At 36.7% G+C, this 26,237-nt stretch carries 29 protein-coding genes and 3 pseudogenes; 11 read left to right on the forward strand and 21 right to left on the reverse strand.

Features of this window, described 5'->3' with window-relative positions; translation table 11 throughout:
* The 3 genes from LKW28_RS21035 to LKW28_RS21045 form a co-directional block, all read right to left on the reverse strand.
* Window positions 1-250 (reverse strand): YitT family protein (locus tag LKW28_RS21035; RefSeq protein ID WP_229142379.1); only part of this gene is annotated, 250 nt, incomplete at its 3' end.
* A gap of 425 nt (window positions 251-675) precedes the next feature.
* The gene (locus LKW28_RS21040) at window positions 676-1,362 is read right to left on the reverse strand and encodes a YjjG family noncanonical pyrimidine nucleotidase (RefSeq protein ID WP_229142380.1); all 687 of its coding nucleotides are present in this window, start codon (window positions 1,360-1,362) and stop codon (window positions 676-678) included.
* Window positions 1,363-1,439: 77 nt separating this feature from the next.
* On the reverse strand, window positions 1,440-2,405 hold the full coding sequence (locus tag LKW28_RS21045) for a DMT family transporter (RefSeq protein WP_229142381.1): 966 nt from the start codon (window positions 2,403-2,405) through the stop codon (window positions 1,440-1,442).
* A gap of 145 nt (window positions 2,406-2,550) precedes the next feature.
* Between LKW28_RS21045 and LKW28_RS21050 the strand changes: the two genes are divergently transcribed.
* The gene (locus LKW28_RS21050; RefSeq protein WP_229142382.1) at window positions 2,551-3,405 is read left to right on the forward strand and encodes a LysR family transcriptional regulator; all 855 of its coding nucleotides are present in this window, start codon (window positions 2,551-2,553) and stop codon (window positions 3,403-3,405) included.
* A gap of 191 nt (window positions 3,406-3,596) precedes the next feature.
* Here LKW28_RS21050 and LKW28_RS21055 read toward each other — a convergent pair whose 3' ends face one another.
* The 4 genes from LKW28_RS21055 to LKW28_RS21070 form a co-directional block, all read right to left on the reverse strand.
* Window positions 3,597-4,214 carry a TetR/AcrR family transcriptional regulator gene (locus LKW28_RS21055; protein WP_229142383.1) on the reverse strand — a complete coding sequence of 206 codons (618 nt, stop codon included), beginning with the start codon at window positions 4,212-4,214 and terminating at the stop codon, window positions 3,597-3,599.
* Window positions 4,168-5,439: an MFS transporter gene (locus tag LKW28_RS21060; protein WP_229142384.1), complete on the reverse strand. Its 1,272-nt coding sequence runs from the start codon at window positions 5,437-5,439 to the stop codon at window positions 4,168-4,170. Before LKW28_RS21060 ends, LKW28_RS21055 begins: the two co-directional genes overlap by 47 nt.
* 392 nt (window positions 5,440-5,831) lie before the next feature.
* On the reverse strand, window positions 5,832-6,110 hold the full coding sequence (locus tag LKW28_RS21065) for a hypothetical protein (RefSeq protein ID WP_229142385.1): 279 nt from the start codon (window positions 6,108-6,110) through the stop codon (window positions 5,832-5,834).
* Window positions 6,111-6,376: 266 nt separating this feature from the next.
* Window positions 6,377-6,670 carry a hypothetical protein gene (locus LKW28_RS21070; RefSeq protein ID WP_229142386.1) on the reverse strand — a complete coding sequence of 98 codons (294 nt, stop codon included), beginning with the start codon at window positions 6,668-6,670 and terminating at the stop codon, window positions 6,377-6,379.
* Window positions 6,671-6,939: 269 nt separating this feature from the next.
* Between LKW28_RS21070 and LKW28_RS21075 the strand changes: the two genes are divergently transcribed.
* Complete coding sequence (locus LKW28_RS21075) at window positions 6,940-7,230, forward strand: hypothetical protein (protein WP_229142387.1); 291 nt, start codon at window positions 6,940-6,942, stop codon at window positions 7,228-7,230.
* A 220-nt stretch (window positions 7,231-7,450) separates the two neighbouring features.
* Here LKW28_RS21075 and LKW28_RS21080 read toward each other — a convergent pair whose 3' ends face one another.
* The 6 genes from LKW28_RS21080 to LKW28_RS21105 form a co-directional block, all read right to left on the reverse strand.
* The gene (locus tag LKW28_RS21080) at window positions 7,451-8,254 is read right to left on the reverse strand and encodes a DUF4097 family beta strand repeat-containing protein (RefSeq protein ID WP_229142388.1); all 804 of its coding nucleotides are present in this window, start codon (window positions 8,252-8,254) and stop codon (window positions 7,451-7,453) included.
* Window positions 8,247-8,807 carry an HAAS signaling domain-containing protein gene (locus LKW28_RS21085; RefSeq protein ID WP_229142389.1) on the reverse strand — a complete coding sequence of 187 codons (561 nt, stop codon included), beginning with the start codon at window positions 8,805-8,807 and terminating at the stop codon, window positions 8,247-8,249. Before LKW28_RS21085 ends, LKW28_RS21080 begins: the two co-directional genes overlap by 8 nt.
* Window positions 8,800-9,123, reverse strand: a complete 324-nt coding sequence (locus tag LKW28_RS21090) for a PadR family transcriptional regulator (RefSeq protein ID WP_229142390.1) — start codon at window positions 9,121-9,123, stop codon at window positions 8,800-8,802. Before LKW28_RS21090 ends, LKW28_RS21085 begins: the two co-directional genes overlap by 8 nt.
* A 335-nt stretch (window positions 9,124-9,458) precedes the next feature.
* A complete protein-coding gene (locus LKW28_RS21095) occupies window positions 9,459-10,073 on the reverse strand; it encodes a DJ-1/PfpI family protein (RefSeq protein WP_229142391.1) in 615 nt (204 codons plus the stop codon).
* A 224-nt stretch (window positions 10,074-10,297) separates the two neighbouring features.
* Window positions 10,298-10,672 (reverse strand): hypothetical protein, encoded by a 375-nt coding sequence (locus tag LKW28_RS21100; RefSeq protein ID WP_229142392.1) that lies wholly within the window; start codon window positions 10,670-10,672, stop codon window positions 10,298-10,300.
* A 305-nt stretch (window positions 10,673-10,977) separates the two neighbouring features.
* On the reverse strand, window positions 10,978-11,454 hold the full coding sequence (locus LKW28_RS21105) for a GyrI-like domain-containing protein (protein ID WP_229142393.1): 477 nt from the start codon (window positions 11,452-11,454) through the stop codon (window positions 10,978-10,980).
* A gap of 255 nt (window positions 11,455-11,709) precedes the next feature.
* Between LKW28_RS21105 and LKW28_RS21110 the strand changes: the two genes are divergently transcribed.
* Window positions 11,710-12,204 (forward strand): SRPBCC family protein, encoded by a 495-nt coding sequence (locus tag LKW28_RS21110; RefSeq protein ID WP_229142394.1) that lies wholly within the window; start codon window positions 11,710-11,712, stop codon window positions 12,202-12,204.
* A 73-nt stretch (window positions 12,205-12,277) separates the two neighbouring features.
* Here LKW28_RS21110 and LKW28_RS21115 read toward each other — a convergent pair.
* A pseudogene (locus LKW28_RS21115) lies at window positions 12,278-12,487 on the reverse strand (HAD-IA family hydrolase); the annotation flags it as partial.
* A gap of 87 nt (window positions 12,488-12,574) precedes the next feature.
* Between LKW28_RS21115 and LKW28_RS21120 the strand changes: the two are divergent.
* Window positions 12,575-12,703, forward strand: a pseudogene (locus tag LKW28_RS21120) (IS110 family transposase); the annotation flags it as partial.
* Window positions 12,704-12,734: 31 nt separating this feature from the next.
* Here the strand turns inward: LKW28_RS21120 and lepB are convergent.
* Window positions 12,735-13,379, reverse strand: a complete 645-nt coding sequence (lepB, locus tag LKW28_RS21125; protein ID WP_229142396.1) for a signal peptidase I — start codon at window positions 13,377-13,379, stop codon at window positions 12,735-12,737.
* Window positions 13,380-14,509: 1,130 nt separating this feature from the next.
* On the opposite strand from lepB, the gene LKW28_RS21130 reads away from it, so the two are divergent.
* Complete coding sequence (locus LKW28_RS21130; RefSeq protein WP_229142397.1) at window positions 14,510-14,854, forward strand: n-acetylglutamate synthase; 345 nt, start codon at window positions 14,510-14,512, stop codon at window positions 14,852-14,854.
* A 149-nt stretch (window positions 14,855-15,003) separates the two neighbouring features.
* Here the strand turns inward: LKW28_RS21130 and LKW28_RS21135 are convergent, their stop codons facing one another.
* Genes LKW28_RS21135 through LKW28_RS21145 form a run of 3 tightly spaced genes read right to left on the reverse strand, consistent with a single transcriptional unit; the run spans window position 15,004 to window position 19,654 of the window.
* Window positions 15,004-16,299 carry an ABC transporter substrate-binding protein gene (locus LKW28_RS21135; RefSeq protein WP_420708925.1) on the reverse strand — a complete coding sequence of 432 codons (1,296 nt, stop codon included), beginning with the start codon at window positions 16,297-16,299 and terminating at the stop codon, window positions 15,004-15,006.
* Between the two features lie 39 nt (window positions 16,300-16,338).
* On the reverse strand, window positions 16,339-17,892 hold the full coding sequence (locus LKW28_RS21140; protein ID WP_229142398.1) for a response regulator transcription factor: 1,554 nt from the start codon (window positions 17,890-17,892) through the stop codon (window positions 16,339-16,341).
* Between the two features lie 4 nt (window positions 17,893-17,896).
* Window positions 17,897-19,654 carry a cache domain-containing sensor histidine kinase gene (locus LKW28_RS21145; RefSeq protein ID WP_229142399.1) on the reverse strand — a complete coding sequence of 586 codons (1,758 nt, stop codon included), beginning with the start codon at window positions 19,652-19,654 and terminating at the stop codon, window positions 17,897-17,899.
* 447 nt (window positions 19,655-20,101) lie between these two features.
* On the opposite strand from LKW28_RS21145, the gene LKW28_RS21150 reads away from it, so the two are divergent.
* Both LKW28_RS21150 and LKW28_RS21155 read left to right on the forward strand, forming a co-directional pair.
* Window positions 20,102-20,701, forward strand: coding sequence for a DeoR family transcriptional regulator (locus LKW28_RS21150; protein ID WP_229142400.1), 600 nt, complete (start codon window positions 20,102-20,104; stop codon window positions 20,699-20,701).
* A 32-nt stretch (window positions 20,702-20,733) separates the two neighbouring features.
* Window positions 20,734-21,504 carry a FixH family protein gene (locus tag LKW28_RS21155; RefSeq protein WP_229142401.1) on the forward strand — a complete coding sequence of 257 codons (771 nt, stop codon included), beginning with the start codon at window positions 20,734-20,736 and terminating at the stop codon, window positions 21,502-21,504.
* 90 nt (window positions 21,505-21,594) lie between these two features.
* On the opposite strand, the gene asnB is transcribed toward LKW28_RS21155, so the two are convergent.
* Window positions 21,595-23,445, reverse strand: coding sequence for an asparagine synthase (glutamine-hydrolyzing) (asnB, locus tag LKW28_RS21160; RefSeq protein ID WP_229142402.1), 1,851 nt, complete (start codon window positions 23,443-23,445; stop codon window positions 21,595-21,597).
* Between the two features lie 228 nt (window positions 23,446-23,673).
* Between asnB and LKW28_RS21165 the strand changes: the two genes are divergently transcribed.
* From LKW28_RS21165 to LKW28_RS21170, 3 genes and pseudogenes are all read left to right on the forward strand, one after another.
* A complete protein-coding gene (locus tag LKW28_RS21165) occupies window positions 23,674-24,009 on the forward strand; it encodes a L,D-transpeptidase (protein WP_229142403.1) in 336 nt (111 codons plus the stop codon).
* A gap of 80 nt (window positions 24,010-24,089) precedes the next feature.
* Window positions 24,090-24,182 (forward strand): annotated as a pseudogene (locus LKW28_RS23320) (zinc-binding dehydrogenase); the annotation flags it as partial.
* 186 nt (window positions 24,183-24,368) lie between these two features.
* Window positions 24,369-24,734 (forward strand): carboxymuconolactone decarboxylase family protein, encoded by a 366-nt coding sequence (locus tag LKW28_RS21170; protein WP_229142404.1) that lies wholly within the window; start codon window positions 24,369-24,371, stop codon window positions 24,732-24,734.
* A gap of 143 nt (window positions 24,735-24,877) precedes the next feature.
* Here the strand turns inward: LKW28_RS21170 and LKW28_RS21175 are convergent, their stop codons facing one another.
* The gene (locus tag LKW28_RS21175) at window positions 24,878-25,390 is read right to left on the reverse strand and encodes a DUF3231 family protein (protein WP_229142405.1); all 513 of its coding nucleotides are present in this window, start codon (window positions 25,388-25,390) and stop codon (window positions 24,878-24,880) included.
* Between the two features lie 216 nt (window positions 25,391-25,606).
* Here LKW28_RS21175 and LKW28_RS21180 point away from each other — a divergent pair, with 216 nt between their 5' ends.
* Complete coding sequence (locus LKW28_RS21180; RefSeq protein WP_229142406.1) at window positions 25,607-25,837, forward strand: hypothetical protein; 231 nt, start codon at window positions 25,607-25,609, stop codon at window positions 25,835-25,837.
* Window positions 25,838-25,977: 140 nt separating this feature from the next.
* Here the strand turns inward: LKW28_RS21180 and LKW28_RS21185 are convergent, their stop codons facing one another.
* A complete protein-coding gene (locus LKW28_RS21185; RefSeq protein WP_229142407.1) occupies window positions 25,978-26,163 on the reverse strand; it encodes a hypothetical protein in 186 nt (61 codons plus the stop codon).
* Between the last annotated feature and the right edge of the window lie 74 nt (window positions 26,164-26,237).

The following is a 26,237-nucleotide window of genomic DNA, read 5'->3' on the forward strand; positions in this document are numbered from 1 at the left end:
TTTTCCCGATTTGTTTATATCCTAAAAAGATGAATGGGATATTAAGAATTGCGATTAGAAGTCCTAGAGGAATCCCCATTAATTGCGAACCAACGATACTTAGTCCTGTCACACCGCCATCTGAGACGTTGTTTGGGATTAAGATTGCCTCTAGTCCGTACGCTGTAATAAACGCCCCGATCATAACCGCTATTGCCCGTGTAACCTTTTTAATTCCATTCGTTTTTTTATGCTTTGTGACTGTACTCATTTTTATATCCTGTTTCCAGCAAAGTCTCTTTTTCTATTAATTATTTACTACTTCTGCAAATGATATTCGATAAATGACATTATGTCACATTATAAAACAAATAATATATGACACCTTGTCACTTGTCAATAAAAAAATATGACATCGCGTCACATTGAAGAAGTTGACGATAAAAGAGAAAAAAATGAAAAAAACAGCGAACATTTTAAGCATAGAAAAATAAAAGGAGTTTTTCCGGTTAATTTTAGAATGAAGCTCGTTTTGTAGTATATAAGGGGAAGCTTTCCGGTTATGCATTGAAAAACTTCTTATTTTTGCACTTTTTTAAAAAATAGACGGAATTTTTCCGTCTATTTAAGCCTTTTTTAATTATTGATACTAATTAATCGGAATTTTTCCGTCTATTTATCAACCTTAAAATGCACTTATTTTATAATTTCCAAAAGGCTTTCCAATTTGTTTATTTCATAAGTTGGTTTTAAAGATGTACTATTTTCCTTGTACTTAGGATTAAACCAACAGGTGTCAATACCAAAGTTAATTCCACCCTGAATATCAGAAGTCAACGAGTCACCCACCATTAGTACGTTGGATTTTTTTATAAGCTGAAGCGAACTAAAAGCATAATCAAAAATTCCTGTTTGTGGTTTTTGGAATCCAGTAGATTCGGAGATAATAATATGTTCAAATGCACCTCTTAATGGGGAATTGTTAATTCTTAATGTTTGTACATCACTGTAACCATTCGTAATTATTGCTAAACGTTTATGTGAGAGAGCCCCAATAACCCTTTCAGCTCCCTGAACAAGGTGTGTTTGTTCCCCAAGAAACTTTAAATAATCTTGATTGAATACAACCGCGTCAATTTCAAGATCATGTTCTAAGAATAGTCTCCTAAATCTTTCTGAACCTAGTTCAACTAGGCTCATTTTTCCATTTTCTAAATCCCTCCACAATACTTTACTAATTTCTTGGTAACTCTTTTCGTATAAATTTATGTTGTCTAATAGATTATATTTTTCAAAGACATTTTTAAAAGCTGCTTGCTCCGATTTAGTAAAATCAAAAAGCGTGTCATCTATATCAAAAAATATTAAATCGTAATTCTTCATTATCCCTCACTACTTCCTAAAAACATTTTCAAACCTGCTTCTTATGTAAACGGAAATGATTCTCCGTTAATTATTCACTACGATGCCCGCTCGCGCAATTTCGTTTGAACAGGACGCTTGTATTCTTTCTTTTGCAATCTGACAAACAGATTATTCGCCAAAAGGGAAAGAATGATAAAAACCGTGCCTAAAATATCAAACATGGTGACATCATAGCCTTGATAAATCGAAGCTAAAAGTGTCGTTACCGGAACAAAGTTAATGAACAATAGAGCATTGATTGGAGATAAAATACTGACACCAACGTTCCACCCGAGCAGTGCAATGAGCCCAGGGAAAATAATCATAAACAGTAAATGTGGCCATGTTGCCACAATCACCTCTGCCGATGGAAACGAAACATACCCAACCAGCGTTGCTCCTGCTACAACTACACCAGCAGTTACCGTTCCAAGTAAACAGCTTAATGTTGAATACCGTAAAACTGACCAACCGCTGAACTCGCTTCCGCCCATTGTGTAAATAACCCATCCAACAACAGCAAGGAAGATGAGAATGGAAGGAATCAAATTATCCGATGCGCTTAAAAATGATTGAATATCCCCTTTTGTAATCACTAATACCGCACCAATCAATGACACGATTACACATGTTAGCGTGAATGAGTGAGGACGTTTTTTAAAAAATAGCCACACGATGACAATCGAAATCATCGGCATTAACGATTCATTAATCGATGCTACCATGACACCTGGTTGACCCAATAAATCTTCTCCCCAGAAGATGAATAGATTATAGACCGTGAAGGCCATTGTCCCGAAGAACCATAATTTTAGGCCTTTGCCCTCAAATCGAAATGCTTGTTTTCCTTCTTTCCAAAAAAGCATCGCTACCAACAGAAGCGTTACAGCCCCATAGCGAATGATTGTAAAATAAAACGGATCAATATGCGTAAAGGCTGCATGTGCGACCGGGAACATCGCTCCCCAAGAAACCGCAGCAATAAAACACAGAACAGCACCCCATAAAACATTATTTCTCACTTTCCCTCATGCCTCCATCTAAATGACTAATAAACCTGATTATCTACCTATTTTGATATCTTGTAAAATGAATAATAATGATTAACCGCGTTCATTTTTCGTGATATCATAGAAAGATAGAATCATCACGGTAGGAGGACAAAACATGGAGTTTAAAGACTTAGAAATTTTCCAGTTGGTTGCGGAAAAAGGCACGATTACAGAAGCGGCAAAAGACTTAAAATACGTGCAATCCAATATCACGTCGAGAATTCGCAAGTTAGAAGCGGAAATGAATACACCGTTGTTTAATCGTCATCGGCGAGGAATGAGCCTAACCCCTGAAGGAAAAAAGCTATTAACTTATAGTCAAAAAATATTGGCCTTAACAGAAGAAATGAAACATGCCGTTCAAACTGACAAGGAACCTTCTGGCAAACTGGAAATTGGTACAGTGGAAACTGTTATTCATTTACCAAAAATTTTATCCAGCTATGTTAAAAAATATAAAGATGTTGATTTGTCCATATTTACAGGGGTTACAAGCTCATTAGTTGAAGATGTATTACATCATAAGCTCGATGGGGCTTTTGTGACGGAATCAGACTTGCCTCAGGACATCGTTTCACATGAAGTATTTCAGGAAGAGCTCGTGCTCATTTCCGATAATCGCATTTCCACCCTTGAAGAAGTAACCGAAGAACCGATTTTATGCTTCAGCAAAGGCTGCGGATACCGGGCTCGTCTGGCAGAATGGTATAAAGATCAAAACCTAGCCCCGAAAAAGATCATGGAATTCGGAACATTAGAAACCATCTTGCGCAGTACAGTGATGGGACTTGGCATTGCATTCGTGCCAAAATCAGAGGTTACCCAATTGGAAAAGGATGGGCTCGTTAAATTCCATAAACTCCCAGAACAATATACTAAAATCAAAACCGTCTTCATCCGAAGAGCCGACGCATACCTAACACCAACCATCGAAAAGTTTATCGAAACGATTGAATTTAGCAGAACGTAGGGACGGTTCTACTGTTCGCCTATTTTTTTCCAAGAACATAGGGACAGTTCTCGCGTTCCCCTATTTTCTTCCAGAACACTAGCATCGCTCTCGCGTTTCCCTATTTTTTCCGTATCTCCAAAAAGACGCCAGACCCCCGACACGGTAAAGCTTTACTGCACTTGGGGTCTGGCACCTAAATTGGTTTCTATCTACTTTACTTCCAGTATAATTTTTAAAGTTTCCACGAACAAAATAGATTGCTCCTTTACCATTAGATCTTCCATTGGAAGTATAGCATGGCCAAGTGCAAGCCCATCAATAAATGTGACAATAGATCGGGCTATGATATCACCATCATATTTTTTGCTGAATTCTCCACTTTCTTGTCCGGCCCTAATAATATCCGCAAATAGATTTACACCATAACGATAACGTTCTGTACCGTACTCTCTTCGACGTTTATCATTTTTCCCTGTGATGAAGAACTCTAAATTTATCGGCGCTAATGGATCCATTTTATCATCGGGCTCCCGATTCTCACCAAACATTCTTAAAAGTAGCAAATCCCAATAAGAATCATTTTTTTCATCAAGTAATTCCTTTGTTTCATGTACTTTTCTGGACAGGTTTTCTTTTAATATAGCTTCATATAAGTCTTCTTTATTAGAGAAATATTGATATAATCCTCCCCTGCTCACGTTAGCTGCATCCATTACATCCTTCATGGTCGTACGTTCATACCCATGTTCGATAAATACTTGTGTTGCTGCTTCCAAAATTTTAGCTCGTCGTTGCTTTAGGTGTTCCTTGCTGACTTTCGGAGACATATTTCTTACTCCTCTCTATTTTTCTCTTTGAAATAAATCCGAGTAAAGCGACTAATACCAAGAGAGAGGACGTGATCATAAATGTTGGAACGACCCCTAGAATGGTTGAGAGCCAACCTCCTAGCAAAGGTCCGATAATGGTTGCTGTTGTTGTGACACTATTTATGACTCCAAACACCCTCCCCGTCATATGAACAGGAGTTTCAATTTGGACCGATGCTTGAAAGGGAATAAACACTAAGCTAACTGAAAATCCTGCTAACATTCCTAGTAAAGGACCCCAAATAGTAGAAAAATGCACATCAAAATGAGTTAATACGGCTATGATACCAAAGCTAAGTCCAATTCCACAAACCCCAATTAGCAATAAAGCAAAGGTGTTATAATTGGTTTTCTTCGCCAAAAGCAGCCCTGATAAAAACATACCAATACCTGACGACGCCACTATATAGCCAAAAAGATCCGGTGATGCTGTGGTAAGCTCTCTAATTAAGACAATGATTTGTGAGTCTGATAGCTGTAAGATCAAAAGACTAAATCCTAAGAAAAACATTCCTACAAGCATATATGTGTTGGATTTGATAAAACTAAGGCCGGCTAAAAAGTCTTTTCTGAAGGAAGTATCTGCTCGATCCTCATTGCCAATCTCTTCTTCAAATGACTGAACCGCTCCTGGTAAGAACAGAATTAAAAGAGCAGATATGAAAAAAGTAAAAGAGTCGATATAAAACACAGGATTTGTGCCAAATGCCGTTACTAATATCCCGCTCAGTAATGGCCCCAGCACCTTCGTACTGGAGTCAATCATAGACGTGATGGACATGGCACTTTTCATATCATGATGGGCAACCAATTCCTTTAATTTTCCGTTTTTTGCTGGAATAAATACAGCCGAAAACACGCCAATTGTAAACAAACATATATAAACAACCCATATTGTATCCGCTAGGGTAAGAACAAGAATGAGTCCTGCACGAACAAGATCAGATGTTATCATTAATGCCTTTCGACTAAACCGATCTGCGACAGTTCCAGCTACTGGACCTAAAAGAGCCATTGGAACTGCCAGACACAAGATGATTAGCGATACCTCTATCGGTGAAGCATTCCATTTCAAACCAACTAGTGTAATAATCGCCACTATACTTAACCAATCACCAATACCTGATATTGCCTGAGCCGCCATCAATGTTAAAAAACGTTTATTTTTCATTAATCCATTCATACTCTTACCCTCCCTTTTAAAAACGACACTAATGTCGTTTTATCTAAATTTATTATAACGACACCAATGTCGTTATTCAACTCTTTTTTCTAATTTTTTGTTTACATTCGCCATTTGCCGCCTCTTATGCCCTAAAAATAACACTTAAATTAACAAACCATTTAGCGATTGACCAATAGCTATTGATCAACTGTCGAGAGCATTGTTAATTTTACTAAATAGCTTGTTAAGATAAAAAAAGCTTGATGAATTTTTATTCACCGAGCTTTTTATCTGTTATAGTTTCATATAAAATTTGTGAGTCATCACCCGATAATTTTGTAAATTTACTATGTCCTTGGATAATTACTTCAAGTGCATCATTTTGGGAAGTTATCCAAAAAACATATTTATTATTTATTATTTATTATAAAATCAAAAGGTCCATCCATCGAAACCTCAGCATTTTCCCAATTCGCTTTCTGAAGTATCCCTATTACAGCATCTACCTTCGCTTTGTCGCTTATTTCAATCATTTCCTGTTCAATTCCAATAACCAACTTTTCTTCTTCCTTAATTACCCTTGTTTCTTCAATTTGTTCTTCTGCATTCTCTATATTAATTTTTGTATTACAGCCTATAATTGGAATTATTGTAATTAACATAATTATTAAGATAATTATTTTTCTCATAGTAAACCTACCTTATGGTTTAAATTCTCTCTATATAGACGAGTATTTCGCTTATAAAGTTTCATCTCCTTGCATTTTAAAGCCAAAAATAGCATCAGCTAATACTGATGCTATTTCTATTGTAAATAGTCGTTTATTTTTATAATCAAACAAGATGTTATTGTATATTTTTTTTTGATTTTCTACTTCGTAACCGAACTACTTATCTTTTTTTGACGGTCCTTTTTTGGTGAGAGTAACACAAATACATTTTTGTAAAGTGCCTGCTACTTATTTAAAGAGTTATTATTGTTCTCATCACGTTTTTGGGAATCTGTTTCGTCATCGACATCATCCCCCTCTACGATTTGGTTACCAATGACACCTCCTGAAACACCGCCTACTACAGCGCCAAACAGTCCAAATGGAGCACCAATCATTGCACCAGTAACGGCTCCATTAAGGGTGCCCATTGTTTCAACAACGTCACTAGCATCTTGATTAGCATTACTATCAGCTTGATTGTTGCCACTTTCTTCTGCATTACGACCAAGGTTTTTGCGTTCGTTACTCTGATTCATCTATTCACTTCCTTGTTTTCTAATGGGAATACGCTGATGATGTAAATACACCATCCCAAACATATACTTCCCAGCTGATGTAGTTTTACTCACAATATGTTGATTCGAGATATTGTTGTCTTATCTGCACCTCTTTTTCTTATTACTAACGAAGCTGCGCGACACAGAATAGTTAAAGATAAGTCTTTTTGTAACGAAATGAACAATAACATCGTCTAACCATTAACTGAATAGACTTTGAAGTTCATATTTTAAATGTGAGGGTTACAATGAAATTTGCTTTATTGTTCGTTGTCTTATTTACCCTAAGTTCCTGTATCAAGGATACTAATAATAATTACGAAAAGAATACATCTGTGGTTTCAGGAGATAGTACCACAGATCGTGCTATAAACACAGAGACTACACCAAGCACTGAACGGAGTGTATTACAAGAATATCCTGAATATCTAGCTAAAAATGAAGGTGAACTATCTGAGCTTGATCTTGAAAACGCTTATGAAATGTGTGTGGGAGTACTTACTGAGTATTATCAAGCCGTCAGGTTGGGTCAAGAATAAAAATTTACATAATTATGGTCAGGTGATTATATAATTAGCTCTGTTTGGAAGTCCAAAAAATGTAGGTTCGCCTTGTTGCACGAACGCACCCGTTACTTTAAGTACATTACTTCACAATCTTTTTTACACCTAAAAAACTCAATCCTTTAATGGAAATTATATGTTCACTTACTAATTAATTTTTGGCTCATTTTATGTAAAATGAGCCAAAAATTATAGCCTATTTATTTGTAGCTGTAATATCTCCACTATCTGTTTTTAATTGAATCAAAACATCCCCTTTTCCCATCTTTGCATTATTATTATATTTATCAAATAAATTTACATCACCTGAAGATGTACTTACTTCAAATTTAATGTCGGTAGGCTCCTTTACTGATTCAATATCGATATCACCACTGGTCGTTTTTCCATATATGGAATGTGAAAGTTCACTGGTTGATATAAAGACATCGCCACTGACTGTTACAGTTTCAATTTCTCCTTGTATGCGTTCCATATAGACGTCACCAGAAACTGTCTTTACAGTCATTTTTTCAGAATGGGTACTCTCCGCATGAACATCACCACTGACCGTTGATATTTCAATTGACTTTGCTTTAAGACTTTGCCAATTTACATCAGATGAGGATCCATTTACATATACGTTGTTATACATTTTTTCTGGTGCAAAAATCTTTAATTTCAATGTTGGGAGATAGAGTTTAAAGTTAAACCATTTACTATTTTCAGGCTGCAATGATATAGAAAGAGTTTCTCCTTCTTCTTTCACAGAAAAGTCGTTAATTGTGTTTTCTACACTTTTACCAACTAACTCCACTCTCGCTTCATCCATACTACGAACAGTAATGAATTCCACATCTGTACTATCCACATCAATTTGTATGGAAGTGATATTTTCATTTTCAATCAGTTTTTTTTCATTAATGGAAACTTTATTGTTCATTGAACCGTATGTTACAACACTTCCTATTACACCTATAAAAAATACAAGAAGAGCAAGCAAAGATAACTTTTTAATCATGTTTGTTACCACCTTTCACAATGGACACATTATATTTTAGATATCGAAGGAATCCTCTTTTCACGCTAACTGTCGCATAATAAATGCCAATCGAGATGAATAAACCAATCCCACATAATGTTATTGAAAAGAAAACTTCAAACCATTCAAAATCACCAAAATTGGCGATGGCACTGGTGAATACTAATAACGGACTCACAATCCCAGCTATACCAGCTACCCAACCTGCTACTAAAAGGGCAAGTAATCCAAGAAATGGTCCAAGAACAATCACTAAGTTGACAAAACCAAGTCCAATCACCGCCCATACGGCTCGGAGCATATTTCGAGTGGATGAGGTTGCTTCCATTTTCTCAATATGATAATTTGCGAGTAATTCTTTAGATAATTGTTTAGGTGAACCAAGAGATTCTACTATCTGACGTTCTGCTTTACCTTCCTCTACACCAATCGTAAAATATTCCTCATAATCTTGTAAGATATCCTCTTTTTCGTTCTTTGGGAGCTTTCGTAAATGCCTCTCCAAATCTGATAAAAATTCCTTTTTATTCATGGGAGATTCCCTCCTTAATTAATTGGTTTACTCCTTCAGAGAATTCCTTCCACTCGTCCACTAATTGATGTAGGTATGCACGACCTTTATCTGTAAGCCTATAATATTTTCTTGAAGGTCCTTCTCTGGATTCTTGTAAATAGGTTGTAAAATATTCTTCTTTCGTTAACCTTCTTAATAATGGATAAACAGATCCTTCCGAGATTTCAATTTGGTCAGAAATCTTTTGGACGAGCTCATATCCATAACGATCCTTTTTATCCAACAGTACAAGCACACACAGCTCTAGAACACCTTTTTTAAATTGCACATTCAACGTATATTCACCTCATCTCTTCATCTTTATATACTGCAATATGTACTACTTTGCAATGAACAGTACTTACCTATAAAATATAGTAGATAGGTATAATATAACATCCCGTACTATACATTGCAAGGTAGTAAAATATCAAATTTTTCTCTAAAGATGTTACCGCAATCTGGCACGATTGTTGAACTCAAGTTAAACAGCACTCTTTAACTAAACTGCCCCGTTTGTTCAATAAAGGAATTCAATAAAAAAGGTGGTTAATCCTTCTTAGATCAACGCACCCGTTTTTTTCAATAAGAAAAGACTTCTTTTTCTTATTAAATCTCTATATTTCCAACTTAACCTAATTCCATAGTATGAGCAGTTCGTTTAGCTGTCTCTTCGTCAAATAATTTGCTAACTACATATAATGCCATCTGAATTCCTGCGGATATACCTGCTGAAGTAATAACATTTCCTTCATCTACATACTTAACTCCCCTAATAACTTCTATTTCTGGGAAACTTCTTTCTAACAAATTTAAGGCTACCCGATTTGTAGTAGCTTTTTTTCCGTTAAGAATTCCAGCTTGCGCTAAAAAAAATGCCCCTGTACACACAGATGCTACTATCTTGTCTTTATAGTTTTTAATCCAATTTATTATTTCCTTATTACTCTTTACTAACTCTAATGCTTTTAATGGACCTCCAGGAACAATGATGATGTCAAATGTTGGTGCATCAGAAAAACTGTAATCAGGCTTTACTTTTAACCCGTTATGTACAGTTATTTGCTTTCCGTCTTGAGAAACTGTACTTACCATAAAAGGTTTATCCTCTAAATTGTTAGTGAAGAGTTTTTTTACATCATTATCATTATAAGTAGTTAAGTTAAAAACTTCATAGGGACCAGCAAAATCTAAAGCATCAACATAATCAAACAGTAGAATACCAACATTATATGTATTGAGCATTTATAAACCTCCTCTAAACACAATATACCCCCCTCTCGTATAAAAAACAACGTAAATTTCTGATTATTTTTAAAACTATAACTCTTAAGTTTTGACACCGTTCCTTTTAACGAAATAAAAAAAGCCGATATTTAAAATCGACTTTTATATTTCTCTTATTCAATTAAAGCTACCCTTTAGTTAAAGTATAATTGTTCACAAACTTATTAATTAAATAGTTACATCTATTTTTTTTCAATCGCCATACGCAAGTTCGAGATAACTCCAATAAGCAATACTAACGAACAAACCATTTTTTCAAAAGGTGTTCCAAACAATTGTTGTATAAATCCAAAAGACCAAAGTACAACAAAAAACCAACATATAACGGTTATTCCTCTTTTGTATTTATATAGTTTAATTCTACCAACAATCAACGTAAAAACTAATCCAATAATAGAAATAACGATATTTATAACAGATATTGGTAGCTGTTCAGCGAATGATTCAGACCTTCCACCATTAACCCATGTGAATGGAATACTTTCGCTTATAATAAGAAAGTGGATTAAGATAGTTAAAGAGTAAAAAATAATTCCCATAAATACAGCAGTTTTCATATTAATTTTCCTGAGTTTTTCTAAAATAAAATCACCTCATTTTTCTTCCTGTTTCAATTTTATTTAATCCAGTAATATACTATTCCTATATCTATTACCATCTGACAGGTAACTGTAAGTAATATTTCGGAGAGTTTTCAAAAATCACCATTATTCTTAAACAGAGCAAAAAACATGGGATAGGTATTCTTGTTGCTAAACTGTCCGTTAGTTTCTATAAGCTTCTTATGGTATCCTGCTTCTTTAGTCGTAGTACAATACTTTACAAACTTCAATAGAAATAAAAAAGGTGACCACAGCAACCCTTATTCAACAGTATCTAATAAATCTACATCTACATTTTCAGTGTCTTTCCAACTATAAAATATTTCTAAATGCCATTTATCTTTGATCCTTCTATATTTATTCTCTTCAATCCACAAATGTAAGTGATTATAGGCATCCATTATTTTATAGTTAACACCTTTATATCTAGAAACGGCATATCTCTGAGGAGGAACTGTTAGAGTCACCATATCAGAAGGAGTATCTTCGTAGTCTCTAACTTCAACACAAATCCAGTATCCATCTTCATCATCATTATCACTCTCTACAACAAATGCACCAAATTGTTGTAATGGATTAACGACATTTTTTATTTCATGAATACGTTCACTTAACTGAAGTGACGCTTTAGGTATTTCGATTATATATTGGTCACCAGGACATAAAACTCGAAACCCTACTAACTTTAATTCATCTAGTTCTTTAATAGTCATATTTTCTAATCTTGTTTGTGACATTTTGAATTCTCCCTCCATTAGTAAATAAATTGTTTCTACAAAAAATTCTCAAATACCTTCATTTTCACTAACCTTCTTCATTAGTTCAATTACTTTAACAAAAAGGTGGATAATCCTTCTTGGATCAACGCAGCCGTTATTTTAGGTATAAACCTTCACAATCTTTTTTTAAAATGAGTCAGAAAATTCTTTATTGAACTTGATATTGATGGTATTCTACAAATGAGAGATTTTTCAAAAAAAGGAGGACTTGTTTTGACAACCACTACAAATGATAGAACGATTATTAATGAGATTACAATTAATGCCCCCTTACATTTAGTTTGGTACGCTTGGACAATTTCTGAACGAGTTTCAGAGTGGTTCGCACCTGAAGCAGTCGTCGAAGCTATAGAAGGAGGAGCATACGAACTTTATTTTATTCCTGGAAATAAAACTGAAATGAATACCAAAGATTGCAAGATAATTAAACTTGCTGAAGAAAAAGAATTACGATTTACTTGGAAAGGCCCAGATCAATTTGAATCCATAATGAATAGTGAAAATGAATTAACTACTGTAAATGTTAGTTTTGAACCAGTCGATACCGAATCTACAAAAGTTATTGTTGAACATACAGGTTTTAAAGAAGATGATAATTGGAAAGAAGCAATTGAATGGCATCATATGGCTTGGTCAGGTGTTCTAAGTAGCTTAAAGTCAGCTCTTGAAAAAGGTGAAGGTAGTTTATGTTGCCAACCTATAAAATAAACTGCACAAAACCATCTATTGTTTCGAATATAATAGATGGTTTTATTCTTAGTTTGGAAAAATTGAAATTTAATTAAACTACACCGTAATAAGAATATAATCGTTCAGCTACTTTTTTAGTCCATTCACCTTCTTCATCAGCAAGTAAGGTACTCCAACCCAAATTCCTTGCTGCTATTAGGTTTTTCTCTTGGTCATCAACGAATAAAACATTCGGATTATAATCGAGAAATGAATTAACCCTTATATAAATATCAATCTGGGGTTTACAATATCCCACATCGCCAGAATATAGAGCCCCTCAGTAAGATAGCGTATAGATACCACTCTAACTCAGACCCTTAAGGAGGAAGCCCTATATGAATTTAAAATGCAAGACAAACAAAATCAACTAATAGAAAGAATTTCTGATACACATCTTATTGTAGGTGTGGATATCGCTCAACAACTACACGTCGCAAGAGCAGTTAACTTTCGTGGAATTGTTGTTGGAGATCCTCAAGATTAAATTAATTCATAATAGTTTAAAGTCACCTTGAATAGCCTAAAACTTTTCCCTGCACATTCTCCAATGGTAACAAGCCGAAATGCTTGCTGTCTATGCCTCTCCACCACTGGTCTACAAGTACGAAGACTGTACCATTCTTCACAACTATTGATTCCATATTCGTTTTGAAATAGTCTCGAGTGGATTGTTCATCTACAGTATTAGAAGCACTCAGTTTCTCAAAATAGGTATCTTCATCCATTCCACGTATTGTGGAGTAACCATAAAATGTATCAAGGGCTTGATTATCTATATAAACTTGACCATTTTGAATTACTACTGTCTCTCCAGGTAAACCGACAATCCTTCCTAAGTAATTTTCAGGGATTGCTGGGTTATTTTTAACTTCTGATTCAATCATTTGATAATAGATAATATCCCCTCTTTCAAGAGGATTGTAATTTGGTTCAACTACTAATTCACTATGGTAATCAGTATCGTAATCATGGTTTCCTCTATCCATAGCGTCTGATTTCCATTCTACTAATAGATAATGCTCCTTTGGTGCCACAAAATGGACTTCTGAAGATGTATTATTGTCCTTTATTACATCTACTTTTGAATACTCCGCTCCTTGAGTACATCCGACTAGCAAAATACTAAAAAGAAAAAACGAGAATTCTTTCATTATTCATCTCCCTCCATTAAGATGATACCAAAAATAACCAATAATTACATTGAATTTTCTGTTAATATCATGAAGTTGAGCAAGTTTGTTGCTCTTAAACGATGCTTGTCTCCTGGATTAAGTTCTTGATTGGCTTTAATAATTCTCTAACATTCATTGATTACACCCTACTTTTTCGTCTTTTACCACCTTTTCAGAACCAACGTTCGCGTAATTGTAAAATCTACAATAAACGCTAACACTGCTATATAATTAAAAACTAAGGAGGGATACTTCCTGTTAAATTATGTGATTTTTGATGTGGATGGAACCATTTTATGATCCAAGAAGGATTATCGCACCGGTCTTTTTTTCTTAATCAACTAAAATGTAGTTTAACGCTGCCATAGGATTAAACTTTTTTCATTTTGGACTTTAGTCCAATTTCAATATAAAGAACGCTAACCGAAATGATTAACGTTCTGTACAGGATGGATAGCCACATGAAGGTAGCGAATATTTGGTGATCAAAGTATTCAATTCAAAAAAAACGAGATCTGATTAGGCGAAAGCCCAGAAGTGTTTTAATATAGAGTTGGAGTCGGAGGAGAACAATAGAAGGAAACAATATCTCTTACAGCAACCGAATATGGATTCCATCTTCCACCGAAAAACCTATAACCATAAACTCTTGATTCCCCTACCGTCGTTAAAAAAAACCAGAAATTGTCTCCGTTTCTTAGCCTCAGAAACGTAAAGCGATAAATGCAATTTTGAAGACCCAAGGGATTCAGTGCATAGAGTGGCATTTGTCGTATATTTTCCATATTTCGAAGTTCACTCCTTATTAAAATTAGACTAATATCCAGTTTATGCTCAGAACCAAAGCCTTGATTGGATGAATGCCTAGTGCCCACTTCACTTCAAAGCGTATATGAATGGATTGAGAATCCATTATTATTGAGAACGGTATCTATAAACCAAAGGAAATCATGAACAGTATATAAGTCACGTAATTATTCAACTAAACTTGTGTTAATCCAAGAAGGATTAACCACCTTTTTTGTTGAATTCCTTATTGAACAAACAGGTAACTAGAGCTGGAGAAAATTGCACTATTAAATAATTTATAAGGTGAAAGGATGAATAATATGATCGATTATAATGGTCGTAGTTTTGTTTCAATTGAAAATACAGCTAACGGTGAAGTATCTTCAGAGACTATTTTTGAATACAAACAAGAGGGGCATATCATCACTGCAACATATAGTGGAGGGGAAATTGTAAAAGGAACATTAGTTGGAGTAACGAACGAAGACGATTGCTTAGAGTTTAGATATAATCACGTTAACAACAAAAATGAAATTAGAGGCGGAAAATGCTTTTCTACTCCTAAAATTTTACCAGATGGACGAATTAGATTATATGAAAACTGGAAATGGCATGACGATGAAGCCACTGAGGGAAAATCAATCATTGAGGAAATTAGGAAATAAAATCTAATAATCTTTATTCTATTAATTGGTGCGATTCTACAATACCAATCGAAAGAAAAATGCTCAGAGTTCTTAGGCACTGAGCATTTTCTATGGCAATTATCATGCTAATTCTACTGTGATTTTAAGCACTCGGCTCGTTTTTCTGATTACTTATTTCTTGCTAATATGGTTTCTGCTTGTTCTCTAAAAGACTTGGCAGCTTCTTCTGGTGTTAGTTTCTTAAATAAAACCTGATCGGATAGATCCTTCAACACTTTCATCACTTCTGCATTCCCCAACGGGTCATGCGGATCGGCATTGCTTACATGTTGGGAAGCTTTTTCAACATAATCAAAGATCTTGGTTTCTACTTCAGATAATTCAGGTTTAATTCCTTGAACAACCTTCGTTGAGAGGGGAACACCCCGATCACCTTTGATTAGCTTATTCGCTTCAACATTATTTACAAAATAATCGATGAACTTTGCCGCTTCTTCTTTTTGCTTTGAACTCTTAGGAATCGAAAAGTACATACTTGGTCTCAAAAATAAAGCAACCTCTTCTGCTTGTTCAGGTGGCAAATGTAGGGATAATTCCGATTCTGCAGATTGAGCAAAGCCTGAAAATTGATTGGACCAGTTCCAGGTCATCGCTGCATTTCCCGTTACGATAAATTCATCCTCAAGTCCATCGATATGTGCTTGAACATCTGGGGTTGGGAAAGCTTTTTCATCTACTAATCGAAGCTGCCTTTCAAAGTAATCAATGAATAATTGATCATCCGAGTAACCAAGGCCTGTACCGTCCTCACGATAAAATCGCTCACCTTGTGTCCGTAAATAGTAAGGGAAAAATACATCCGTTGGATTCATTCCATTTGTACCATATTTCCCTGTACGATGTTGGACGTCCAAAGCGATTTTTTCGAAGTCATCCCAAGTCCAGTTCTCTTCGTCTATTGTAATGCCGGCTTCTCGTAACAAATTGTCATTGGTGATGACTGAAAGAACGTTGGAGCCGAGTGTGAAACCGTATAATTGATCTGCAATCATTCCACCGGAAATCGCATTTTCATTGATCGAACTCATATCAATCGTGCCTTCCTTGAGATAGGGTGTTAAATCCTCCAACAGACCTTTTTTACTATATTGAAAAAGGTAAGCTGTATCCATTTGAACGACGTCTGGCAATCTGCTTGCGGCAGCCATTGGAGGAAGCCGCTTCCAATAATCACCCCAGTTAGCATAGACCGTTTTAATTTCCACATTGGGATTTTCCTTCTCATACATTTCAATTACTTTGAGTGTATAATCATGTCTTGGTTGTCCACCCCACCAGGCTACGTGTAGAGTAACTTTATCATTTTCGTTTTTACCTTCAGAATCCTTTTCACCGCTCGAATTGCAAGCAGTTAGTGTTAAGAGCAACATGAAACTTACGAATGCCAAGCCAAATTTCCTCAAAATCCACCCTCCCTTGGAAAAAGAGATTACTCCCTAAATTCAGGAGCCTTTTCGATATTCAGATGGTGTATATCCCGTATATTTTTTAAAAACCTGACTAAAATATTGTGCGTTCCCGCCAAAGCCTATCATTTCAGCCAGTGTTACCACCTTTACATCATCCATTTCTAAAATCAGATCCACGGCCTTTTCAATTCTTAGCTTCGTCAGATAGGCTGAAAATCGCTGACCGGTTTCTTGTCTAAATAGTTTTCCTAGATAATCTGGATTCATAAAAAGAATTTTATTGGCAACCATTTTAAGAGTAAGATTAGGGTTATCCAGGTTTTCATTCACAACGTCTATTACTTTACTAATCACCGATGTCTGTTTGGATTTAAACCTTTTATAGTATTCAATCGTGATTTTTTTAGCAGCTGCTTCGATATAGTCTTTCATCTGATGAAACGTTTCCATTTCCAATAGTGCAGATGTCCCCTTCAGATAGGTTTGCATAGTCTCTGTATCAACCGTTTGGACAATCGTCATGTAGAGCTGGATACAATATGATTTTGTCATGTGTATACCACGGCGTTCATCCGCCATTTTTTCAAATATGCTGGTGATTTCGTCACTAACATCGTCAATATGCCCTGACTTGATTTTTAAAACAATCTGCTGCTCATCAAATATAAAATCACTAATGGAATCTGTATTTGCAGGTTCGATATCTTTTTTGCTAATAATGCTTCCTTCTCCAAAATAAAAACGATGCTCTAAACATTCGATTGCCTCACGGTACAGACTTCTTATATTTTGGATATTATCTCCTTCACTTATGGCGACCGTCGTCACCCTTTTGTAGTATTGGTAAAGGAGCTCTTTAATCTGTTCAATCTGTTGATGCAGTTTTTCTGAGTCGTGATCATCTTCCACTAAAAATAGCTCATATTCTCCAATATTCGTATTTAACAATGGAGAATCAAATATTTCGGAGCCGATATTTTTAATCGCAAACAAGTGCTCATAGGATAATTCACCTTCGAGCTTGAATAGGATTAACTTCACCTCTTGGTTTTTAAGCTCATGATCGAAAAGCTTTTGATAGAAGGATAAATCCATATTTGAATGGCTCTTACTTAACAAGAACTCTGTTAACCACTGTGCTTTCATATAGGGCTGCGCTTTTTCATATTTCTCCCGAAGCTGCCGAATAAAAGCATCCTGGTCGTTTTCGTCCGTTAATTCAGTAATTACATCCTGAAGCGCCGCTGTAATCTTCTCCACATTACATGGCTTCAACAAATAATTTTTCACACCATATTGCATCGCCGTTCTCGCATATTCAAACTCGCCATATCCGGATAATAAGATAAATTTCATAGAAGGAAATTGAGCATGAACCTTTGAAACTAGATTTAAGCCATCCATACCGGGCATTTTAATATCACTCATCACAATGTCGGGCTTTAACGCGACAACTTTTTCATACGCGTCAATCCCGTTTCTGGCCGTAGCAACAAGCTCCAAATCCAGTGCCGCCCAATCGATTACACTTGAAATGCTCTCTACAATAATCTTTTCGTCGTCTACTACTAACACTTTGTATGCCATCTGATCACCCCGTTTGTAAAGGTAACACCACCGTAATAGCGGTCCCTTGTCCTACTAGACTTTCAATTCTTACCCCATACTCCTCGCCTGCAAAAAGCTTGATCCTGCTATCAATATTGTTCAGGCCAATTCCTGTTCCTTTTGGTTTCGCTTTGCCCTCTTTTAGTTTTTGGAGAATGTACGGATCAATGCCCGGACCATTATCTTCAATCCGGATGAAAAGCGTGTCCTTCTCCTGATAGGCCAGTACTTTAATTTCAATTGTATCGATGGACATCTCCACTGCATGCTTAAATGCATTTTCAAGCAGTGGCTGCAGGGTTAATTTTGGGATCTTACATGTCAAAAACTTGGCAGGGATGTCCGTTTGAAACTCCACTCGGTCGTCAAACCTGTATTTTTGAATCGTTAAATAGCTTTTAACAATTTCAAATTCTTTTTCGATTGTAATGATTGATTCCTTAAAATCAATCGAGTTTCTCATCAGATGTCCAAGGGCATCCACCATATTTGAGATTTGCTTCTGATTGTTTGTGATCGCCAGCCAATTGATGGACTCCAGCGTATTGTATAAAAAATGAGGGTTAATCTGGGCTTGAAGCGCTTTAAATTCAGTTTCCTTGATTAAGAGCTGCTTTGCATAATTCTCCTCGATCAGCTCGTCAATTTGTTGGATCATCGTTTTAAAGTTCTGATAAAGTACCCCTACCTCATCCTCATAAACCTTAGAAGAAGGCAACGAATTTACAATTTGAAAATTCCCGTGTTGGACTTCTTGCATGGTGTCTGCCAATGCGAGAATCGGATTCGTAATTCTTCTTAAAAAAGTAAAGCCTAGGGAAATAAGAATAATGAACATCACCAAAAACACCAGCACCAACGAATATTTCACGGCCGTTATCTTTGAAAACATCATGTTAAATGGAATGATGCTCCAATAGGTCCATCCCTCAAAATCGGTTGTGAGATGGTTAACAAACGATCTTTCCCCATTGATTTCTTCAATCCTGTATCCTTGCTTATTTTTTGCTTGGAAATGATACGTATTTAGGTGGTCGTTTCCTTTTTCAGAATAAAAAACGTGCTCCCCATCGGAAACCAGTATATTTCCTGCCAAATCCCCATTCGGCTTCGGTAAACCGCTTACAATACTATCTAAATTAACAATAACAAGCAGTTTTCCGATATTTTCAAAGTTTAGATTCTCATAGGATCGAATCAGGCGGACTGAAGTTAAATAACCATTAGAATCTTCTGTCTCGATCCAATGATTCTCCCCCTCATACTGATCTGCCTGGTTCAGTGCATGCTCCTTTTCATTCTCATTTATCGGGTTCCTGCTAGAGCCCGCTAAAAATTCTCTTCCATTCGAATCATAGAGATAAATAGATTGAATATATTTCTCAGACCCAATATATTTCACCAATTCATCTTCTATTTCTTGTTCAAACCGGTAAAAATCATACTTCTCAATATTTCCTTGAAGCTCTATTAAGTTTCGTTGAATTTGCGGGTCGACTGCAATTTCATAGCTTACTTGTTCCACTCGTTCCAGTTTTTCTTCAATGCTGTTCGAGGACATCATCAATACTTGTGACGATTTTGCATAAATTTGCTTATCATACAGGGAAAAGGCATATCGAATCCCTCCCAGTACCAACACCAAGGCTGCCACCATGATCAATGAAATCGTTAAAAAAAGCTTTACGTTCAGCTTGGAGTTATTATAAATATTCGTAAAGTAGAACCATATTTTTTTCATAAAAATCTAAATGCTCCCTCAGCTGGAAAATATGGATAAGCCATCATATAAATATAGTAAAATAATTTTTCTCATTTTAACACGATTTTCAAAACATTTCCAAAACCTTCGTTATTAATAGTGTAATAAATATTGAGCCTAATACCCGCCCAAAAAAGCGACTATTTCGTTCAAAAAACAGTGAAAAAACGTAGGGACGGTTCTCGTGTTTTCCTATTTTTTCCACAACATAATAAAACACCAGACCCTCGACACGAAAAAAGACCTACTGCACTAGGGTCCGGCACCTTAATCCTGTTTGAGTTTGTGATTTATAACATCCTGTCACAAATCTTTCATACAAATGTAGAATCCCCTAATTTCAATTCATTCCATAGATGTTAAAATAGATGTTGTAGTTTGATATTTCTATCACAAACTATCACACCCTAGCAATGAGGTGATTACATGCTGCCAATCGAAAGGCAGAACCATATTCGAAAGTTAATTCATTCAAAAAAGACATTAAAAATCAGTGAACTAAGCGAACATTTTAATGTCTCTGAAATGACGATTTATCGAGATATTAAGCCTTTAGTAGAAGAAGGCCTGATCTCCAAAACCTTTGGCGGGATTTCACTCGTTGAAAAGGACAAACATGTACTGCCCAATCAAAGCCAATGTGTGTACTGTCATAAACCAACCCGTTCCAAAATGGCATATCGGCTAATCTTAGCCAACGACAAAATTGAAACTGCTTGTTGTGCCCACTGTGGACTCCTTCGACACCGCCAGCTTGGTGAAGATGTGTTACAGGCGATCTGTCATGATTTTTTTATGAATACAACGATAAGCGCTCCCTTAGCTTGGTTTGTTATGGATACCAGTCTTAATGTCGGTTGTTGTCAACCACAGGTGCTAACCTTCGAAAACAAAGAGCATGCCGAAAAATTCATTAAAGGCTTTGGCGGAGAAATCTACGGATTACGGGACGCAATAGAAGTGATTTATCAGAAAATGCAAGGTCCTTCAGGCCGCTGCAATAAACATCAGGAAGATGGGCAATAATGGAAGCTATCAAATAAACGGAGGAATATAATATGAAAAGAAAACTAGGAATGTTACTATTCGTATTGATACTAGGCTTATTAGCTGCATGTGGTACCGAGGCTAAAAACGAAGAGAAGGACGTCGTACCTGAGGAACTAAAGCCACTTGAAGTTGAATTTATCGTACCTGAAAAAGCCGATCCAGGTGAGAAAATCCAGCTCAAAGCCATTGTTACATATGGGGATGAAAAAGTAAAAGATGCGGATGAGATGAAATTTGAATACTGGGAAAGTGGGAATGATGAAGAGAAAACAATGGTCGAATCAACAAATAATGGCGACGGTTCGTATACAGCCGAAGTAGCATTTGACCATGATGGCGTTTATGAAATGTATGCACACACAACGGCTAGAAGTATGCACACAATGCCAAAAACATCTATTACAATCGGCGAAGGGGCTGCTGCCGCCCGTGAAGAAGAAGGCCATGAACATGCAGAGGGCGGTCATGACCATGGACATGCTGAGGGATTCAGTATGCATTTTACAAAGCCGGAAGCGATTAAAGTAAATCAAGACATTGATTTAGCTGTACACCTTCAACTTGATAATGAAGCATTAACAAAAGCTCAGGTTCGTTATGAAATCATTAAAGAAGGCGTAGAAAAGCATAACTGGGTTGATGCAGTAGAAGCTGCTTCAGGTGAATACAAAGGCACTCATTCATTTACACAAGATGGAGCTTACACAATTGTTGTCCATGTTCAAAATGACAGCGGACTGCACGAGCATGAAGAACATGTAGTTGAAGTAAGTAAATAACTTAAAACCATAGGGGCGGTCCCTATGGTTTTTATTAATGCAGGTGCTTGCGGTTGGTTTTGTGGTCATGGTCATTAGTACCTTACCTATTCAATCGATAATGTTCACGTGATAGAGTTCTAGCCACATATTTAGTTGCACCAAATGGGCGATGAGCTGTGGACCTGTCATCAGCTGCCCAAACCATGGAGCCTTAAAGGAAGAGCCGTCAGAATCAATGATGTCTCTCACCTTTTGCTTTGAAACCAATTCAAGAATCGGCGAGCTTTTCCGTTCAATGATGCTCGTTAGCATGTCTTTTACTCGTTTTGTATATTCGGGATTGTGGGTTTTCGGATACGGATTTTTCTTCCGGTACAAAATGGAATGAGGCAACACTCCCTCCAATGCTTTTCGTAAAATTCCCTTCTCTCTTCCCTCAAGCATTTTCATCTCCCACGGAATATTCCACACATATTCAATCAATCGATGGTCAGCAAATGGAACGCGGACCTCCAAACCAGCGGCCATACTCATACGATCCTTTCGCTCTAGCAAAGTGGACATGAACCAAACCATATTTAAATAAAACAATTCCCTGCGTCGTCCTTCTAAAGAGTTTTCACCCTCTAATCGTGGCACTTCCCGTAATGTTTCCCTGTATCGATCTTGCACATAGTCCTGTAGATTCAGTCTTTCTTGCCACTGTGGTAAGAGTAGCTTATGTCTTTCCGCTTCCGACTTCATCCATGGAAAATGGTCGGCCTGCAATAACTCTTTGCGATAAAACCAAGGATAGCCCCCAAAAATTTCATCCGCACATTCACCTGACAAGGCCACTGTGAAGTCTTGTTTGATTTCCTCGGAAAACCAAAGGAGAGAAGAGTCAATATCAGCCATCCCAGGCAAGTCTCTTGCTTTGACTGCGTCTTCCAGGCGGGTCGCAAGCTGGTCATGGGTGATGATTTTTGAATGATGATTGACACCTAAATAGTGAGTCATTTGTTCAATCCATGGCCGGTCTTCATCTGACTGAAATAAGCTTGATTGAAAAAACTCGCTATTGCGCTCATAATCAATCGAATACGTATGAAGAGTTCCTCTGCCTTGCTGCTTAAAATGATTCGAGGCAATTGCACTGATTGCACTAGAATCAAGCCCTCCAGATAAAAATGTACAGACTGGAACATCTGCAACCAGCTGTCTTTCAATCGCATCCGTCACAAGAAACCGTACTTGATCCACCGTTTCCTCTAATGAATCATTATGTTTGCGGCTTTCCACATTCCAATACCGTTTTATGTTGATCCCATTTCGGTCAAATATAAGAAAATGAGCCGGTCTAAGTTCGTTTATTCCTTTAAAAATACCGTTGCCTGGTGTACGGGAAGGTCCTAATCCAAATACCTCCTGAAGACCTTCGCGATCGATTTCCGCTTTTTGAGAGGGATGTGCCAATATGGCTTTAAGCTCTGATCCAAATAAGAGGGTGCTATTTGAATGCATATAAAATAATGGTTTCACGCCAAGCCGATCTCTTGCGATAAACAGCTTTTCTTGCGCGTGATCCCAGATGGCAAAAGCAAAAATACCATTAAATTTCTCTACGCAATTTTCTCGCCATTCGATGTAAGCATTTAGAAGTACTTCCGTATCTGAATGGGATTGAAATTCATATCCACGGCTAACCAATTCTCTTCGAAGATCCTCCGTATTATAAAGCTCGCCATTATAGACAATCGTAAAGGCTTCCCCGTTCTTTGATTTCCTTGTCATTGGCTGCTCGCCTCCGGAAGGATCCACCACAATCAGTCTCGTATGTCCCAGTGCTGCATGACGATTACTGTACACATTGCAAGCATCCGGCCCACGCTTTGCTAAAGTTTGTGCCATCTTTTGCACTGTCATGATTTGCTGATTTAAATCCTGTTTCCAATCAATCCATCCTGTAATTCCACACATTTATCTTCACTCTTTCATCAGTATTTTTTATTTGATGGTATTTTAAATAGTAGCATCCAAAGTTCAGAAAATATTTAGACTATCCGCTACAAAGTTTGCATTTTTTTACATCATTTTTTGGCAAATAAAAAACTCCAGACCACTTTGGGTAGTAGGAGTTTTCTTATTGACTACAGTTACAAATGCCTTTGTCACTCCATACGATAATAAAAAATGGAGTTGAGCTGCATGGCGAAATGGATTGTCATATCTTTGTCAAAACACAAATTAGAACTTTTTGATGGAAAGAGGCTGGTAAAGGTTTATCCAATTGCAGTTGGAAAAATGGTAACACCAACGCCTAATGAGGCATTAACGATTATCAATAAACAACCTAATCCCGGAGGACCTTTTGGAGTGCTGTGGATGGGATTATCAAAACCCCATTACGGAATACATGGAACAAATAACCCAGCCTCTATCGGTAAAAGTGTCTCACATGGATGTATTCGAATGTTTAATCATGATGTTCTGGAATTATCATCTAAAGTTCCAATTGGTACCTGGGTTTTTATTCGTAAATAACTTTATGAAACGCTCCTACTGGATTTCAGAGGGGCTTTTGCCTGTGTACTTTTTAAACTGCCGGCTAAAAACCCGTTACTGAAAAATGTTTTTCGTTGGACCAATTTGTTGAGGCTCACCGGCATATGGAAAGTGGACGTACCAAGGGGAAAAATGTTCTTAGAGTCAAATAAAGTCTTGTATCTATTAGGTCAATGAACTAGGAATTTCTTGGTTTGTGAAAAACAGAACGTGAAGGCAGCAATTTTTTTCATTTGAACATTAAAAATGCAAAAGGTTTATCTTTTGCTACGTGTAAATTATCCATTTTAACTCATACTAGTACTTGATAAAAACTTTGAAACGAGGTCGAATCAAGTATGGAATTTGAGGCTAGAAATTCAACGGAAGCTGCACTGCTCAACTATAAATCCGGGATTGGAATGTTCACACAAAAAATGCCCGCACTCGCTGAACGGTATAATGCGTTCACGGAAGAATGTTTCAAAGAAGGTGTTCTATCCAAAAGGGAAAAGCAATTGATTGCACTAGGAATCAGTCTGTATTCGCAGGATGAGTATTGCATCATCTACCACACAAAAGGCTGTTTAGATCAAGGCTGTTCCGAAGAAGAAATTCTAGAAACCGTAGGTGTAACAGCAGCATTCGGTGGGGGAGCCGTAATGAGTCAGGCAGTTACGCTTGTTCAAGAGTGTATTGCGGAATTAGGTCAATTGAAACAATAAATGATCCTGAAGCCTTTTTTATCTAACTTTTATGCAACACATACGGAAACTACCTACTGTTAGGTAGTTTTTTACATTTAGTTACCATTCCATTGCACAGAAGCAAAAAGCTGAATCCATATTGGATTCAGCTCATTCTACCTCTAACAGTCACCTTGCTTTTTCGGATGCAAAGGTGGTGGGATTAGCCACCCTTTTTCTTTGTTTAAACGGAGTACTTTTGCTCCAAGTGCTACCTTTTGAGTATGCATTTGAGCATACATGAGGGCCACATCTTCCCTGATTGATTTTCCAATTGCTTGACTGCATGCAACTAAACCAGCCGCAATATCCGCAGAAAGGGTTGCAGCAATGGCAGGATCAGGCATTCTAGCCCCTACCGGTATATCCTCCAAGCACGCTTCAGGCGGCTCAGGTGCTGCTGGCGGCAGACCAATCCCATTTTCTTTTAAGATTTCTTCCACCTGTTGCTTATCTTGCTTACATAATTCAATGGCTTCCATTAATAACTTCTTTAAATCATCGTCGCCTGCATGATTAATTGCAGTTTGATAACCAGCAATCATGCTGTTCCCTACTAAGGCTGAAGTCCAAAGATCAAATACCTCGCCATAGTGTAATGGCTCATCTGTCGGTTTTCCACTCAAAATTCCCATCGTTACCCTCCTCAATGTATATGTAAGCTTATTCAATCACAGTGCCGCCTTTCTAGAAACACAAATGTAGTTTGTCCTACAATTGAGCTTGCTACTAAAGTAAAAAAAAGACAATCAATACTTATTGTATTAATGCGGCGGGTTATTTTGAGGTTAAAAATGACAAATTAGCAGGTAGTAGTATGCAAAATGAACTCTAACCATGGGGTAAACTTTATGAAGATAATGGCTATTGGCGTCATATTGGTTATTGTTGGATGTAGTATTTTAGGATGGTTAATTAAAGATGCTTACAAAGAGAATAAGGATGAAAGCACAAAGTCGAAAATTTTTTATTTGATTTGGGTAATAGTTGGCGTTTTATTAGATACAAGTGGACTAATCATTATCTTTGGTCTCATTTTATTAGGGGTTGTTTTAATAATTTATCACCCTCTTTTTGGCTAAGGGGGGTGCATAGCTTGTTGAATTGGATATGTAAAGATTAAATGGGTGTAATCGTTAACGACAGGAATTGTTCTTTTTCTTTATTTTAGCCGCCAGATTGTGGAGCAATTTATAGTGGAAAGAAAAAAAGCGGAAGGGACTCACGCTTTTTTCACAGTTACTATTCCACCTGGTATTTTTCCAGGTATATTTGATTTATAATTGTATCCAAGTGATTCAAGCAATCGTCTGTTATTTTCGGAATTTTTTTTCATACTCATTTCTTTAGCTACGCGAGTTAGATGCTTTGGAGTGGAACCAATATAAACCGCATTATCCTTACTCATTTAACATCCCTCCCTCAATAAAGTAAGTAATATCTCCCGAATACTCCTTTTTTCTCACATTTTCATAGACACCT

Source organism: Bacillus sp. REN16, assembly GCF_020731355.1.
GTDB lineage: Bacteria > Bacillota > Bacilli > Bacillales > Bacillaceae_L > Ferdinandcohnia.

What these genes read in the sequence shown, in the direction of transcription:
- LKW28_RS21055 (WP_229142383.1), bottom strand. Translation starts at nt 4,214, where the DNA reads ATGTCTCCGAAAGTCAGCAAGGAACACCTAAAGCAACGACGAGCTAAA.
- LKW28_RS21185 (WP_229142407.1), bottom strand. Translation starts at nt 26,163, where the DNA reads ATGAGTAAGGATAATGCGGTTTATATTGGTTCCACTCCAAAGCATCTA.
- LKW28_RS21085 (WP_229142389.1), bottom strand. Translation starts at nt 8,807, where the DNA reads ATGAATAAAAAGGAATTTTTATCAGATTTGGAGAGGCATTTACGAAAG.
- LKW28_RS21060 (WP_229142384.1), bottom strand. Translation starts at nt 5,439, where the DNA reads ATGAATGGATTAATGAAAAATAAACGTTTTTTAACATTGATGGCGGCT.
- LKW28_RS21050 (WP_229142382.1), top strand. Translation starts at nt 2,551, where the DNA reads ATGGAGTTTAAAGACTTAGAAATTTTCCAGTTGGTTGCGGAAAAAGGC.
- LKW28_RS21100 (WP_229142392.1), bottom strand. Translation starts at nt 10,672, where the DNA reads ATGAAAACTGCTGTATTTATGGGAATTATTTTTTACTCTTTAACTATC.
- LKW28_RS21080 (WP_229142388.1), bottom strand. Translation starts at nt 8,254, where the DNA reads ATGATTAAAAAGTTATCTTTGCTTGCTCTTCTTGTATTTTTTATAGGT.
- LKW28_RS21040 (WP_229142380.1), bottom strand. Translation starts at nt 1,362, where the DNA reads ATGAAGAATTACGATTTAATATTTTTTGATATAGATGACACGCTTTTT.
- asnB (WP_229142402.1), bottom strand. Translation starts at nt 23,445, where the DNA reads ATGTGTGGAATTACAGGATGGATTGATTGGAAACAGGATTTAAATCAG.
- LKW28_RS21145 (WP_229142399.1), bottom strand. Translation starts at nt 19,654, where the DNA reads ATGAAAAAAATATGGTTCTACTTTACGAATATTTATAATAACTCCAAG.
- LKW28_RS21130 (WP_229142397.1), top strand. Translation starts at nt 14,510, where the DNA reads ATGATCGATTATAATGGTCGTAGTTTTGTTTCAATTGAAAATACAGCT.
- LKW28_RS21070 (WP_229142386.1), bottom strand. Translation starts at nt 6,670, where the DNA reads ATGAATCAGAGTAACGAACGCAAAAACCTTGGTCGTAATGCAGAAGAA.
- LKW28_RS21165 (WP_229142403.1), top strand. Translation starts at nt 23,674, where the DNA reads ATGGCGAAATGGATTGTCATATCTTTGTCAAAACACAAATTAGAACTT.
- LKW28_RS21075 (WP_229142387.1), top strand. Translation starts at nt 6,940, where the DNA reads ATGAAATTTGCTTTATTGTTCGTTGTCTTATTTACCCTAAGTTCCTGT.
- LKW28_RS21175 (WP_229142405.1), bottom strand. Translation starts at nt 25,390, where the DNA reads ATGGGAATTTTGAGTGGAAAACCGACAGATGAGCCATTACACTATGGC.
- LKW28_RS21170 (WP_229142404.1), top strand. Translation starts at nt 24,369, where the DNA reads ATGGAATTTGAGGCTAGAAATTCAACGGAAGCTGCACTGCTCAACTAT.
- LKW28_RS21105 (WP_229142393.1), bottom strand. Translation starts at nt 11,454, where the DNA reads ATGTCACAAACAAGATTAGAAAATATGACTATTAAAGAACTAGATGAA.
- LKW28_RS21095 (WP_229142391.1), bottom strand. Translation starts at nt 10,073, where the DNA reads ATGCTCAATACATATAATGTTGGTATTCTACTGTTTGATTATGTTGAT.
- LKW28_RS21155 (WP_229142401.1), top strand. Translation starts at nt 20,734, where the DNA reads ATGAAAAGAAAACTAGGAATGTTACTATTCGTATTGATACTAGGCTTA.
- LKW28_RS21065 (WP_229142385.1), bottom strand. Translation starts at nt 6,110, where the DNA reads ATGAGAAAAATAATTATCTTAATAATTATGTTAATTACAATAATTCCA.
- LKW28_RS21180 (WP_229142406.1), top strand. Translation starts at nt 25,607, where the DNA reads ATGAAGATAATGGCTATTGGCGTCATATTGGTTATTGTTGGATGTAGT.
- LKW28_RS21140 (WP_229142398.1), bottom strand. Translation starts at nt 17,892, where the DNA reads ATGGCATACAAAGTGTTAGTAGTAGACGACGAAAAGATTATTGTAGAG.
- lepB (WP_229142396.1), bottom strand. Translation starts at nt 13,379, where the DNA reads ATGAAAGAATTCTCGTTTTTTCTTTTTAGTATTTTGCTAGTCGGATGT.
- LKW28_RS21150 (WP_229142400.1), top strand. Translation starts at nt 20,102, where the DNA reads ATGCTGCCAATCGAAAGGCAGAACCATATTCGAAAGTTAATTCATTCA.